Raw genomic sequence first — 13,335 nt, 5'->3', positions numbered from 1 at the left:
GCCGCAGCAAAGGAGTGCGAACATGAGCTACAAGGCAAAGATCGACGAGATGCGCGGCGAATTGCGGGTGATGAACCGCGCCATTCCAGACGCCACCAAGGGCTTTGGGGCGCTGTCCAAGGCCGTGCATGACGGCGGCGTCCTGGACGGCAAGACCAAGGAATTCATCGCGCTTGGCATGGCCATCGTCCAGCGCTGCGAGCCCTGCATCCTGTTCCATGTCGAGGCGCTGATGAAGGCCGGCGCCACGCGCGAGGAACTGGGCGACGTGCTGTCCATGGCGATCCAGATGAGCGGTGGCCCCGGCCTGATGTATGCCGGCCGGGCGATGGCCTGCTGGGACGAGTTGGCGGCGGGCTAAGGCCCGGCCCCGCGGGCGCAGGACCGGGCGGCCCGATCAGGTGATCACGTCCGGGACGGCGCGGCCGATGCGGGCGCGGATGCCGGCGATTTCCTCGGCCGCGGCGATGACCGGGGCCAAGGCCGCTTGCGGATCGTCCTGCATCCGGGCCGGGTCGGTCTCGACCCGCTCCAGATAGACGCGCAGCGTCGCCCCCTCGGTCCCCGTCCCCGACAGGCGCAGCACGATGCGCCCGCCGCCCTCGGTCAGGATGCGCAGGCCCTGGCCTTCGCTGCGCGAGCCGTCGACCGGGTCGTCATAGGCGAATTCGTCCGCCGCCTCGATCCGCAGCCCGGCGGCGCTTTGGCCCGGCAATTCGGCCAGCCGGCCGCGCAGCGCCGCCATCAGCCCGGCCGCGGCCGCGGCATCCACCGCCTCGTAATCGTGGCGGGAATAATAATTGCGGCCGTATTCCGCCCAATGGCCGGCCATGATCTGGGCCACCGATTGCCGGCGCTCGGCCAGCAGGTTCAGCCAGAACAGCACCGCCCAAAGCCCGTCCTTTTCCCGCACATGGTCCGAGCCGGTGCCGGCGCTTTCCTCGCCGCACAGCGTGGCGCGCCCGGCATCAAGCAGGTTGCCGAAGAACTTCCAGCCGGTCGGCGTCTCGTAGCAGGCAATGCCCAGGCGTTCCGCCACCCGGTCCAGCGCGCGCGACGTCGGCATGGACCGCGCCACGCCCTTCAGCCCGCCGGCATAGGCCGGGACCAGCCCGGCATTGGCCGCCAGAACCGCCAGGCTGTCCGAAGGCGTGACATAGCAATCGCGCCCCAGGATCATGTTGCGGTCCCCGTCCCCGTCCGAGGCGGCGCCGAAATCGGGCGCATCGGGACCGAACATCGCCGCCATCAGCGCGTGCGCCCAGATCGGGTTCGGGTCGGGATGGCCGCCGCCGAAATCGGGCTTGGGTTCGGCATTCATCACCGATCCCGCCGGCGCGCCCAACGCCTCTTCCAGGATCGCGCGGGCATAGGGGCCGGTCACGGCATGCATGGCGTCGAAGCGGATGCGAAAGCCGTCCGCGAACAGCGCGCGGATCTTGGCGAAATCGAAGATCCGCGCCATCAGCGCCTGGTAGTCGGCGACGGGATCGACCACCTCGACCTGCATGCCGCCCAGGGTCGTGGTGCCCGGCCGGGACAGGTCCACGTCCTGCGCGTCAAGGATGCGGTATTCCGCCAGGTCCTGGGTCGCGGCAAAGATCGCCTCGGTCACGGGCTCGGGCGCGGGGCCGCCATTGGCGGTGTTGTATTTGACGCCGAAATCCTCGGTCGGGCCGCCGGGATTGTGGCTGGCGGACATGATGATGCCGCCATCCGCCCCGCGCAGCCGGATCAGGTGCGAGGCGGCGGGGGTCGAAAGCAGCGCGTTCTGGCCGACGATCACCTTTTTTGCGCCGCTGGCCGCCGCCATGCGCAAGATGACCTGCGCCGCCCGGTCGCCGAAATGGCGCCCGTCGCCGCCCAGCACATAGGTCTTGCCCGCCGCACCCCCGGTGCCGTTCCAGATCGCCTGGACGAAGTTTTCCAGATAATGTGGCTGCATGAAGACCGATGTCTTCTTGCGCAGGCCCGAGGTGCCGGGCTTTTGCCCGGCGATGGGACTGGTGGGCACGGTATGTGCGGTCATGGACCTCTCCTTAGCGATCGTTGTCGCGCATGATGCTGGCAGTCCCCGCGACCAAGGGCAATGCCGGGAAATCCCCGGCCGCCATCGGCAGGCGCGCTTGCCAGTTGGGATATTCGCCGACCGTGCCGGGCAGGTTCGGCTGGTCGGCCATGTCAAGCAGCAGTTCCGCCTGCACCGCCACCAGCAGCGACGGCGTGCGGGCCAGAAAGCCGTGCAGGGCATCCAGGCTGTTATCGGGTAAAAGCCGGTCAAGGGCCGCGACCTCTTGCGCGCGTTCCTGGCGCGCGGCGGCGGCGTCCTGCCCGGCAAGGCGGGCGCGGGCGGCGATGTCGGCCCCCTGCCGCCAGCCGCGCCAGGTCGGCAGGTCATGGGTCGAAAAGCTAGCGACGGCCGCCCGGTCATAGGCGGCCGCGGGGCGAAAGACCGGGGGGTGGTGGCTCTCACGCTCGAACATCGCCACGCGGCAACCCAGGATGCCCGATGCCGCCAGGGCCTCTCGCAGGCCATCGGAGATATGGCCCAGGTCTTCGCCGATGATGACGGCCCGCCCGGCGCGGGCGGCCTCGATGCGGATCACCGCCAGCATGGCGTCGCGCGGCATGGCCACATAGGCCCCCGGCGCGCCATCGGGCACCCAGAAGGCGCGCTCGAATCCGGGGATATGATCGATGCGCAGGCAGCCGGCGAATTGCAATTGGCGGCGCAGCGTCTGGGCCAGCGGCGCGTAAGCCGCAGCGCGCAGCGCCAGCGGGTTAAAGGGCGCCAGCCCCCAGTTCTGCCCTTGGGGCGCGAAGCCGTCGGGCGGCGCGCCAAGCGAGGCACCCATGGCAAAGCTGGCCCGGTCCTCCCATGTCTCGGCGCCGTGGGGGTGGGTGCCGACGGCCAGGTCCAGGTAAAGCCCGTGCTTCATGCCGCCGTCCCGCGCCGCCTGCCCTGCCGCCGCCAGGGCGCGCTCGGCGCGCCATTGCAGCCAGGCGTGAAAGCGCATCTCTTCGGCCAGTTCCGCCCGCGCGGCCAGGGCGGCGGGCGTGTCGGGCGCGCCAAAGCCGGCCGGCCAGTCGCCCCAGAACGCGCCCAGGCGCGCCGACAGCGCCTGGTGCAGGGCAAAGCGGTCCAGGCTTTCCCCCTGATCCGCCTGCCAGGCGTCAAAGGCCGGATCGCCGGGCCTGCCATCGTATTCGGCCCGCAGCGCCGCCATGCGGGCGGGAATGTCGCGCGCATAATCGACGCGGGGGCCGGTACTGCCGGCGCCGCCGGGCAGGTGGATCACGTTCAGCCGCCGGCGATGCGAGGGGGTATAGGGGCTGAAAAGCTGCGGCAGGGTCGGGAAACCGGCATGGATCGGATTGATGCCCAGGAACGCCGCGCCGTGGCGGGCCATGCCCTGCGCCAGCAGGGCCAGGTCGTCATAGCTGCCGATGCCCGCGGCCGAAATGCCGTAAAGCGGCGCGATCAGCCCCCAGCACCGCGCCGGCGGGGGCAGGTCCGGGGGGGCGCAAAGCAGCGTGTAATTCCGCCCCGCCGCCTCTAGCCGGTGGATGCCCAGCGGCAGCGGCGGCAGCAGGCCGCGCCCTTCGGACTGGGCGCCGTCCTCAAGCGTCAGCCGCCAGGCGTCAAAGCCCGGATCGGGCCGGCTGCCGGGGGCGCAGATCACGTCTTGCGGCAGCCGCCCGGCGTCTTCGTCCAAAAGCGCCGCCTGCGCCTGCGCGGCCGTGGGCGCGGGCCGGCCCAGGGCGGCCAGCAGCGCCACCGCGGTCTCGACCGGGGTTTCGCGCCATTGCCCGGCATGATCGCGAAAGCCGCGCGACACGCCCAGCCGTTCGGCCAGGATCAGGCGGGCATCAGTCATCCTGGTCCCCCTGTTCCAGGTCAAAGGCCAGGACGGATTGCCCGTCCACCGCCAGCCGCTTGGCCCCGACTGCCTGAGGGGCCAGGTCGGGGCGGCTGGTGTCCAGATGCAGCCGCCACCGCCAGCCCTGCGGCGGGTCGGGCAGCACCACGTCCTGCGCGTCGCCATTGTTGAAGACCAGAAACATCGCCTCTTCGCGCTGCGCATAGCCGGGGGTGCCGGCGGCCATGCGCAGCTCGGCGCAGATCACCCGCAGAGCCGGATCGCCCCAGTCGGCCGAGGTCATCTGCCCGCCATCCGGGCGCAGCCAGAACAGGTCGGGCAGCCCGTCGGTCAGGCGCGGGCGCGAATGCAGGAAGCGTTTCTGCCGCAAGACAGGATGGGCGCGGCGAAAGGCGATAAGCCGGCGGGTGAAATCCAGGAAGGCCGGATCGGCGCCCTGCCATTGCACCCAGCCGATTTCGTTGTCCTGGCAATAGGCATTGTTGTTGCCGCCCTGCGAATTGCCCAGCTCGTCGCCCCCCAGCAGCATCGGCGTGCCCTGCGACAACAGCAGCGTCGCCAGAAGGTTGCGGCGCCGGCGCGCGCGGGCATCCAGGATGGCGGGGTCGTCGCTGGCCCCCTCGACGCCCATATTGTCCGAGAAATTCTGCGAATGGCCGTCGCGGTTTTCCTCGCCATTGGCATCGTTGTGCTTTTCGGCATGGCTGACCAGGTCCATCAGCGTGAAACCGTCATGCGCGGTCAGGAAATTGACCGAAGCCGTGGCGGGGCGACCGGAATGGTCGAACTGCCGGGCGGAACCGGCCATGCGGCCGGCAAGCTCGGGCACCTGGTGGTCGTCGCCGCGCCAGAAGCGGCGGATGCCGTCGCGATACTGGTCGTTCCATTCCAGGAACGGCGGCGGAAAGGCGCCAAGCTGATAACCGCCGGGGCCGATGTCCCAAGGCTCGGCGATCAGCTTGACCCGCGTCAGCACCGGATCCTGGCGGATGGCGTCGAAGAACGAGGCGCTGCGGTCGAAGCCGCCGCGCGCCCGCCGGCCCAGGCTGGCGCCAAGATCGAAGCGAAAGCCGTCGACATGCATCACCTCGACCCAATAGCGCAGGGAATCCATGACCATGCGCAGCACCATCGGGTGATTGACGTTCAGCGTATTGCCGGTGCCGGTGTCGTTCACATAATGGCGCGGGTTTTCCTGCAAGCGGTAATAGCTGCGATTGTCCAGGCCGCGAAAGGACAGCGTCGGGCCCATCTCGTTGCCTTCGCCGGTGTGGTTATAGACCACGTCCAGGATCACCTCGATCCCGGCGGCATGCATGCGGGCGACCATGTGCTGGAACTCGGCGATCTGGCCCTTGGCCAGATAGCGCGGGTCGGGGGCGAAAAAGCCCAGCGTCTGGTAGCCCCAATAATTCACCAGCCCCTTTTCCAGCAGGAAGCGGTCGTTCAGGAACGCCTGCACCGGCAGCAGTTCCAGCGCCGTGATGCCCAGCGATTGCAGATGATCCAGCACCGGGTCCGAGGCCAGGCCCAGAAAGCTGCCCCGATGGGCCACGTCGGGGTGCAGCCGGGTCAGGCCCTTGACATGGGCCTCGTAGATCACCGTCTCGGCGATGGGGCGGCGCGGCGGCTGGTCGGGACCCCAGGCGAATGACGGGTCCTCGACCACGCAGCGCGACATGAAGCGGGCGCTGTCGCGGCGGTCGAAGCTTAGATCGGCATCGGGCGAGCCTACGGCATAGCCCATCAGCGCGTCGTGCCAGACCGGGTGCCGGGTCAGCCGCTTGGCATAGGGGTCAAGCAGCAGCTTGTGATAATTGAAGCGATGCCCCTCGGCCGGCGCATAGGGGCCGTCGGCGCGCAGCCCGTAAAGCTGGCCGGGGCGCAGGCCGGGGATGTAGCCGTGCCAGACATCGCCGTCGCGTTCGGGCAGGTCCAGGCGCTGCATCTCGGTCCGCCCGTCGGGCGAGAACAGGCACAAGGTCACCCGGCGCGCATGTTCCGAAAAGACCGCGAAATTCACCCCTTCGCCGTCGAATGTGGCGCCCAGCGGCTCGGGTCGCCCTTCGAAGATGGCGCGCCCGGTCATCAGCCGGCCATCTGCCGGAACAGTTGCGCATAGGCGCGGGCCGAGGCGTCCCAGCCCACCGGATAGGCCATGGCGTTGGCCATCATGCGCTGCCAGGCCGCCGGCTGGCGCCACAGCGCGCAAAGCCGGGTCAGCGCATGGGCCAGCGCGGCGGCATCGACGGGGTGGAATTGCAGCCCCGTCGCCACCCCCGCCGCCAGCCCGGCGGCCGAGGCGTTGATGACCGTATCGGCCAGCCCCCCGGTCAGCGCCACCAGCGGCAAGGTGCCAAAGCGCAGCCCGTAAAGCTGGGTCAGCCCGCAAGGCTCGAAGCGCGAGGGGACAAGGATCGCGTCGCCGCCCGCGATCATGCGCCGCGACAGCGCCTCGTCATAGCCCAACCGCAGCGCGACGCCGGGATGGCCGGCCGCGGCCCGGGACAGGGCGGCCTCCAGATCCGGGTCGCCGGTGCCCAGCACCGCAAGCTGGCCGCCGCATCGCAGCAGCGCCGGCAGCGCCTCGATCAAGAGATCCAGCCCCTTCTGCCCGGTCAGGCGCGAGACCACGACGCAAAGCGGCCCCTCGGCCTCGGGCAGGCCCAGTTCGGCGCGCAGCGCCGCGCGGTGCGGCGCCTTGCCCGCGGGCGCATCGTAAGGCGGGCGCCAGGCATCCAGGTCGATGCCGTTCAGGATGCCGGTGAAATCGGCGGCGCGGTCGGCCAGCACCCCTTCCAGCCCCATGCCGTATTCGGGGGTCATCAGTTCCTCGGCATAGGTCGGGCTGACGGTCGAGACCTTGTCGGCCAGCACGATCCCGGCCTTGAGCGCCGAGATCCGGCCCCAGTATTCAATGCCTTGCGGATTGAAAAGCCCGGCGGGCAGGCGCAGCGTGGACAGCATATGGGCGGGGGCCAGGCCCTGAAAGGCGATGTTGTGGATGGTCAGCAGCGTGCGCACATCCGCCACCCCCGCCTCGCGCAGATAGACCGGGGTCAGCCCCGCCTGCCAGTCATGCAGATGCAGCACCTGCGGCCGCCAGCCCCCGGCCCCCTCGGCCGCGATCAGCGCCGCCGCCCGGCAAAGCGCGGCGAAGCGCTGCGGATTGTCGGGCCAGTCCCGGCCGTCGGGGCCCAGATAGATGCCGCCCGGCCGGTCGAACAGATGCGGCGCATCCAGGACATGCAGCACCCCCCGGCCCAGGGCGCCGCGCAGGATACGGGCCGGGCCGCCGAAAAGGTCGGGAATTTCGCGCAGCACCCTGGCCTGGGCCTGCGCGGCCATCACCGCCGGGTAGCCGGGCAGCAGCACCCGCATCTCTACCCCCTGCCCGGCCAGCGCCGCCGGCAGCGCCCCCGCCACGTCGGCAAGCCCGCCGGTCTTGACCAGCGGCACACATTCCGAGGCGACGGACAGAACCCTCATGAAGACGCTTCCCTTCGGTCCAGCATGTCCTGCGTGATCAACGTGATGCCCCCGCCCGAGACGCGAAACCACCGCGCATCCTCGCCGGGGTCTTCGCCCACGACCAGCCCTTCGGGGATTCGCACGCCGCGGTCAATGATCACATTGGTCAGCCGCGCGTGCCGGGCCACCGTGACATAGGGCAGCACCACCGCACGGTCGAGGCTGGAATAGGAATTGGTGTGGACCTGGGTGAACAGCAGCGATTCGCGGATCTCGCTGCCCGAGATGATGCAGCCGCCCGAGATCAGCGAACTGACGGCGCTGCCGCGGCGGTCCGGCTCGTCATGGATGAACTTGGCCGGCGGCACCAGTTCGGAATAGGTCCAGATCGGCCAGTCGCGGTCCCAAAGGTTCAGGTCGGGGGTAAAGTTGGTCAGGTCGATATTGGCCCGCCAGAACGCGTCCAGCGTGCCCACGTCGCGCCAATAGGCCGGCGCATCGGGACCCGAGCGCACGCAGCTATCGGGAAAGCGATGCGCCTGCGCTTTGCCGTGCTTGACGATGTCCGGGATCAGGTCCTTGCCGAAATCATGGCTGGAATTGTCGTCCTGCATGTCGCGGATCAGCAGGTCGCGCAGCAGGTCCCAGCGAAAGACATAGATCCCCATCGAGGCCAGCGTCAGTTCGGGATCGTCCGGGGTGCCGGGCGGATCGGCGGGCTTTTCCAGAAAGCCGGTGACGACGTCGCCTTCATCGACCGCCATCACCCCAAAGGCCGAGGCTTCGGACCGCGGCACGGTCAGGCAGCCGATCGTCACATCCGCGCCCGCCGCGACATGGTGGCGGATCATCAGTTCGTAATCCATCTTGTAGATATGGTCCCCCGCCAGGATCAGCACGTAATCGACGCCGTAGCTGTCGATGATGTCGATGTTTTGCGCCACGGCATCGGCGGTGCCGCGATACCACATCGCTTCGTCATAGCGCTGGGATGCGGGCAGGATGTCCAGGAACTCGTTGCGCTCGGCGCGAAAGAAGTTCCAGCCGCGCTGGACATGGCGGATCAGCGAATGCGCCTTGTATTGCGTGGCCAAGGCCATCTTGCGGATGCCCGAATTCAGCGCATTGGACAGGGCAAAGTCGATGATGCGGGACTTGCCGCCGAAATAGACCGCGGGCTTGACCCGCCGGTCGGTCAGTTCGTGCAGGCGCGATCCGCGCCCGCCGGCCAGGATGAAGGCCATGGACCTTCTGGAAAGCCTTTCCTCGTGCGGTGCCATCTGTCAGCCCTCCCCTTTTTCCTTGCCCGGCGCCCGGGCTGTTTCTATGCGGTCGTCGGGTCGTCCCTTACAAAGATCAGCGTGGAAAGCGGCGGCAGCAGCAGATCGGCATGGGCGGGCTGTCCGTGGCTGCCGCCCGGCCGGGCGGTGATGCGGCCCAGATTGCCCCGACCGCCCCCGCCATAGACCCCGGCATCGGTGTTGAGCACCTCGCGCCAGGGGCCCGGCTGCGGAAAGCCCAGCCGCCAGCCGCGGCGCTCGACCGGGGTGAAATTGCACACCACCACCGCCTCGGGATCGCCTGCCCCCCCGCGCCGCAGCCAGGCCAGGATGGAATGGGCGGCGTCGTCGGCCTCGATCCACTGAAAGCCCGCGGGCTCGCAATCCCTGGCGTAAAGCGCGGGCGTCGCGCGATAAAGGGCGTTCAGGTCGCGCACCAGAAGCTGCACCCCATGATGCAGCGGGTTGCCGATCGCGGCCCAGTCGATTTCGCCGTCATGGTCCCATTCGGCGGCTTGGGCGAATTCCTGGCCCATGAACAGCAGCTTCTTGCCAGGATGGCCCCACATGAAGCCGTAATAGGCGCGCAGGTTGGCGAATTTCTCGGCCTCGTCGCCCGGCATCTTGGCCAGCATCGACCCCTTGCCATGCACCACCTCGTCATGGCTGATTGGCAGGATGAAATTCTCGCTGAAGGCGTAGTGCAGGCCGAAGGTCATCTGGTGATGGTGGTGCCGGCGGTGGATGGGATCGCGGCGGATATAGTCCAGCGTGTCGTTCATCCAGCCCATGTTCCACTTGAAGCCGAAGCCCAGGCCGCCCTGATCCACCGGATGCGAGACGCCGGGATAGCTGGTCGATTCCTCGGCCACGGTCATGATCCCCGGCTCTTGGCCATAGGCCAGGCGGTTCATCTCTTGCAGCATGATGATGGCTTCGTAATTCTCGCGCCCGCCATCCTTGTTGGGGATCCATTCGCCTTGGGCGCGGGAATAGTCGCGATAAAGCATCGAGGCCACCGCATCAACCCGCAACCCGTCGACGTGGTATTCCTCTAGCCAATACAGGGCATTGGCGATCAGGTAATTCCTGACCTCGGCGCGGCCGTAATTGTAGATCAGGGTGTTCCAGTCCTGGTGAAACCCCTCGCGCGGGTCGGCATGTTCATAAAGCGCGGTGCCGTCGAACCGCATCAGCCCATGCGGGTCGGTGGGGAAATGGCCGGGCACCCAGTCCAGGATCACCCCCAGCCCGGCCCTGTGCGCGGCGTTCACCAGGTCGCGGAACTCGTGCGGAGGGCCAAAGCGGATGGTGGGCGCAAACAGCCCCACCGGCTGATAGCCCCAGGACCCGTCAAAGGGATATTCGCTGATCGGCAGCAATTCGATATGGGTAAAGCCCATGTCCCTGGCGTAATCGACCAGTTCGCCCGCCGCCTCGCGGTAAGAGATGGGCCGCCCGCCCTCTTTGCGCCGCCAACTGCCCAGATGCACCTCGTAGATCGAGATCGGCCGATCCCGGCGCTGCGCCTGGGCGCGCGCGGCCATCCAGTCGCCATCAGACCAGCCATAGCCCGCGATGTCGCGCACCACCGAGGCGGTGGCCGGCGGGTGCTGGGCGCCGAAACCGACCGGGTCGGCCTTTTGCGCCAGCCCGCCATAGGCGCCCAGGATCTCGTATTTATAGGCCGCGCCTTCGGCCAAGCCGGGCATGAAGATTTCCCAGACCCCGGTTGCGCCGCGCCTGCGCATGACATGGCGCCGCCCGTCCCAGGCATTGAAATCCCCGATCAGCGAGACGCGGCGCGCATTGGGCGCCCAGACCGCGAAATGCGTGCCCGCCATGCCTTGATGCGTCATCACATGCGCTCCCAGGGCCTGCCACAGCCGGCGATGGGTGCCTTCGCCCAAAAGATATTCGTCCATCTCGCCCAGGACCGGGCCAAAGCGATAGGCATCTTCGACCAGCCATTCCCGACCCTGGGCGCGACCGCGCAAAAGATAGGGTTCCGCGCCCGGCACCTTGCCGTGAAACAGGCCAGGATGGCCGGCAACCGGGTCCAGCGGATGCGCCTGGCTTCCCAGCATCGCCGCCATCTCGGCCGCGCCGGGATCAAAGGCGGTGACATGGCGGAGGCCGCCCCGCCGATGCGGGCCCAGCACCGCAAAGGGATCGTCGAAACGCCCGCCGGTGATGCCGGTCAGCATCGCGGGATCGCCAAGGTCCTTTGGGTCGATCTGCGCCATGGTGCCCCCTTTGCGATGGCCCTATTCCCGCCCCAGCAGGCTTTGCGCGCCCCAGATGTCCTGCATGTAGCCGCGAATGGCCCGATCCGAAGAAAACCAGCCCGAGCGCGCCAGGTTCCGCGCCGCCATCCGCGCCCAGCCGTCCCGGTCGGCATAGGCCCGGTCGACCTGGCGCTGCGCGCGCCAGTAATCGGCGAAATCCGAACAGACCAGGAAATAATCCGCCCCGGTCAGGTTCGCGACGATATCGCCGTAACGGTCCGGCTCGTCGGGGCAGAAGGTGCCCGAACGGATCGCCTCGATCGCGCGGGCCAGGCGCGGATCGGCGGCGATGGCCCGGCCGGCATGGTCGGGAACCAGGCGCCGCGCCTCGGCCTCTTCGGCGGTCAGGCCGAACAGGAAGAAGTTCTCGGCCCCCACCCGTTCGCGGATTTCCACATTGGCGCCGTCCAGCGTGCCGATGGTCGGCGCGCCGTTCAGGGCGAATTTCATGTTGCCGGTGCCCGACGCCTCTTTCCCGGCGGTCGAGATCTGTTCCGACAGGTCGGCGGCCGGGATCAGCCGTTCGGCCAGGGTGACGTTGTAATTCGGCAGATAAAGGATTTGCAGCCCTTCATTCGTCGCCGGGTCGGCGTTGACGACAGCGGCCACGTCGTTGATCAGCCGGATGATCTGCTTGGCCAGGACATAGCCCGGCGCGGCCTTGCCGGCAAAGATCTTGACCCGCGCCGGCCAGCCGCCGCCCGGATCGTCGCGCATCGCCTGCCACAGCGCGATGGCTTCCAGGATGTTCAGGTGCTGGCGCTTGTATTCGTGGATGCGCTTGATCTGCACATCGAAAAGCGCATCCGGGGCCAGCGCCACGCCATGTTCGCGCAGGGTCCAGTCGCACAGATCGGCCTTGTTCGCGGCCTTGGCGGCGGCGAAACGCCCCAGCCAGCCGTCATCGGCGACATGGGGCTCTAGCCGCTGCAATTGTTCCAGATCGGCAATCCAGCCCCGGCCGATGGTTTCGCAGATCAGCCGCGACAGGCGCGGGTTGCATCCCAAAAGCCAGCGCCGCGGCGTGACGCCATTGGTCTGGTTCACGATGCGGTCGGGATGCAGCCGGTGCCGGTCGGCGAAAACCGTGGTCTTCATCAGCCCGGTATGCAGCGCCGAGACGCCGTTCACCCGGTTCGACAGCATGAAGGCCAACTCGCCCATGCGGACCCGGCCCTGGTCCCTGGCCCCGCCCCGGCGGTCGGGATGCGCGCCGGCGTCGGCCGCGTCGATACGTTCGATAATCTGCAAATGCCGCGGCAGCAGGTCCGAAAACAGCCCCTCGCCCCAGCTTTCCAGCGCCTCGGGCAGCAGCGTGTGGTTGGTATAGTTCACGCAGGCCCTGGTGATGTCCAGCGCCTCGTCAAAGGGCAGGCCGCGTTCGTCATGCAGGATGCGCAGCAGTTCCGGCCCGGCGATGGCGGGATGGGTGTCGTTGAGCTGGATCGCCACCTTGCGCGGCAAGAGCCGAAGATCGCCATGCTCGACCTCGAACCGGCGCAGGATGTCGCGGATCGAGGCGGCCGAGAAAAAATATTCCTGCGTCAGCCGCAGCCGCTTGCCCTTTTCCGTCGAATCCTGCGGATAAAGCACGCGCGAGATGGTGCGCGCCAGCGCCTCGGCCTCGGCAGCGGCGGTGAAATCGCCGGCGTTGAAGCGGCTCAGGTCGAAGGGATCGACCGCGCGCCCCGCCCATAGCCGCAGCGTATTGGCCCAGTTCCCCGGCCAGCCGATGACCGGGACGTCGAAGGCTTCGGATTGCACGAAGCTTTCCGGCTCCCAGACCGGCTTGCCCTGATGCGTGGCGACATGGCCGCCGAATCCCAGGGTGAAACGCGCCTCGGGCCGCTCGAACTGCCAGACGAAGGGCTGGACCAGCCAGTCTTCGGGCGCCTCGACCTGCCGGCCCGCGGCAAAGCTTTGCCGAAACAGCCCATGTTCATAGCGGATGCCGTAGCCATGGGCCGGGCAGCCGATCGTGGCCAGCGATTCCATGAAACAGGCCGCAAGCCGCCCCAGCCCGCCATTGCCCAGCGCCGCGTCCGGTTCGTCCAGCAGCAGGGCGCGGTAATCCAGGCCAAAGCCCTCCACCGCCGCCTGCGTCTCGTCCGCCAGTTGCAGGTTGACGATATTGTCCTGAAGCAGCCGGCCGATCAGGAATTCCATCGACAGGTAATAGACCCGCTTGGCGCCGGCGCGCCGGGTGGCGCGGGCCGATTCCATCCAGCGGTCCACGATGCGGTCGCGCACCGCATGGCTCAGCGCCAGCCGCCAGTCGAAAAGCTGCGCATGGTCGGGATCCTTGCCCAGCGTATAGGTCAGGTGCCACAGGATCGCGTCGCGGATGCCGGACTTGGGCGGATCGTCCCTGGCCATGGATCACCTTCGCTCGCAGCCAGGCCCGCTGCGGGCCTG

Annotated in this window: 8 protein-coding genes; 1 reads left to right on the top strand and 7 read right to left on the bottom strand. The window is 68.3% G+C overall.

Annotated elements, in window-relative coordinates; genetic code table 11:
* The first annotated feature begins 22 nt into the window (after window positions 1-22).
* The gene (locus F3H32_RS00125; protein WP_115755940.1) at window positions 23-361 is read left to right on the top strand and encodes a carboxymuconolactone decarboxylase family protein; all 339 of its coding nucleotides are present in this window, start codon (window positions 23-25) and stop codon (window positions 359-361) included.
* A gap of 36 nt (window positions 362-397) precedes the next feature.
* On the opposite strand, the gene F3H32_RS00120 is transcribed toward F3H32_RS00125, so the two are convergent.
* From F3H32_RS00120 to F3H32_RS00090, 7 genes are read right to left on the bottom strand one after another with little or no spacing between them, the layout of a single operon-like run.
* The gene (locus F3H32_RS00120) at window positions 398-2,029 is read right to left on the bottom strand and encodes an alpha-D-glucose phosphate-specific phosphoglucomutase (RefSeq protein ID WP_149763307.1); all 1,632 of its coding nucleotides are present in this window, start codon (window positions 2,027-2,029) and stop codon (window positions 398-400) included.
* A gap of 10 nt (window positions 2,030-2,039) precedes the next feature.
* The gene (gene malQ, locus F3H32_RS00115; RefSeq protein ID WP_149763305.1) at window positions 2,040-3,878 is read right to left on the bottom strand and encodes a 4-alpha-glucanotransferase; all 1,839 of its coding nucleotides are present in this window, start codon (window positions 3,876-3,878) and stop codon (window positions 2,040-2,042) included.
* Entirely contained in the window at window positions 3,871-5,970 is a 2,100-nt protein-coding gene (glgX, locus tag F3H32_RS00110) for a glycogen debranching protein GlgX (protein ID WP_149763303.1), read from the bottom strand. Before glgX ends, malQ begins: the two co-directional genes overlap by 8 nt.
* Window positions 5,970-7,370 (bottom strand): glycogen synthase GlgA, encoded by a 1,401-nt coding sequence (gene glgA, locus F3H32_RS00105; protein ID WP_149763301.1) that lies wholly within the window; start codon window positions 7,368-7,370, stop codon window positions 5,970-5,972. Before glgA ends, glgX begins: the two co-directional genes overlap by 1 nt.
* Complete coding sequence (gene glgC / locus F3H32_RS00100) at window positions 7,367-8,632, bottom strand: glucose-1-phosphate adenylyltransferase (protein WP_149763299.1); 1,266 nt, start codon at window positions 8,630-8,632, stop codon at window positions 7,367-7,369. Before glgC ends, glgA begins: the two co-directional genes overlap by 4 nt.
* A gap of 44 nt (window positions 8,633-8,676) precedes the next feature.
* The gene (gene glgB, locus F3H32_RS00095) at window positions 8,677-10,878 is read right to left on the bottom strand and encodes a 1,4-alpha-glucan branching protein GlgB (protein ID WP_149763297.1); all 2,202 of its coding nucleotides are present in this window, start codon (window positions 10,876-10,878) and stop codon (window positions 8,677-8,679) included.
* Between the two features lie 21 nt (window positions 10,879-10,899).
* Window positions 10,900-13,296 (bottom strand): glycogen/starch/alpha-glucan phosphorylase, encoded by a 2,397-nt coding sequence (locus F3H32_RS00090; protein WP_149763295.1) that lies wholly within the window; start codon window positions 13,294-13,296, stop codon window positions 10,900-10,902.
* Window positions 13,297-13,335: the final 39 nt, after the last annotated feature.

It is taken from the genome of Paracoccus thiocyanatus (genome assembly GCF_900156255.1).
Lineage (GTDB): Bacteria > Pseudomonadota > Alphaproteobacteria > Rhodobacterales > Rhodobacteraceae > Paracoccus > Paracoccus thiocyanatus.
This window is presented reverse-complemented; position numbering and strand designations above follow the sequence as displayed.

What these genes read in the sequence shown, in the direction of transcription:
- F3H32_RS00125 (WP_115755940.1), top strand. Translation starts at nt 23, where the DNA reads ATGAGCTACAAGGCAAAGATCGACGAGATGCGCGGCGAATTGCGGGTG.
- F3H32_RS00120 (WP_149763307.1), bottom strand. Translation starts at nt 2,029, where the DNA reads ATGACCGCACATACCGTGCCCACCAGTCCCATCGCCGGGCAAAAGCCC.
- malQ (WP_149763305.1), bottom strand. Translation starts at nt 3,878, where the DNA reads ATGACTGATGCCCGCCTGATCCTGGCCGAACGGCTGGGCGTGTCGCGC.
- glgX (WP_149763303.1), bottom strand. Translation starts at nt 5,970, where the DNA reads ATGACCGGGCGCGCCATCTTCGAAGGGCGACCCGAGCCGCTGGGCGCC.
- glgA (WP_149763301.1), bottom strand. Translation starts at nt 7,370, where the DNA reads ATGAGGGTTCTGTCCGTCGCCTCGGAATGTGTGCCGCTGGTCAAGACC.
- glgC (WP_149763299.1), bottom strand. Translation starts at nt 8,632, where the DNA reads ATGGCACCGCACGAGGAAAGGCTTTCCAGAAGGTCCATGGCCTTCATC.
- glgB (WP_149763297.1), bottom strand. Translation starts at nt 10,878, where the DNA reads ATGGCGCAGATCGACCCAAAGGACCTTGGCGATCCCGCGATGCTGACC.
- F3H32_RS00090 (WP_149763295.1), bottom strand. Translation starts at nt 13,296, where the DNA reads ATGGCCAGGGACGATCCGCCCAAGTCCGGCATCCGCGACGCGATCCTG.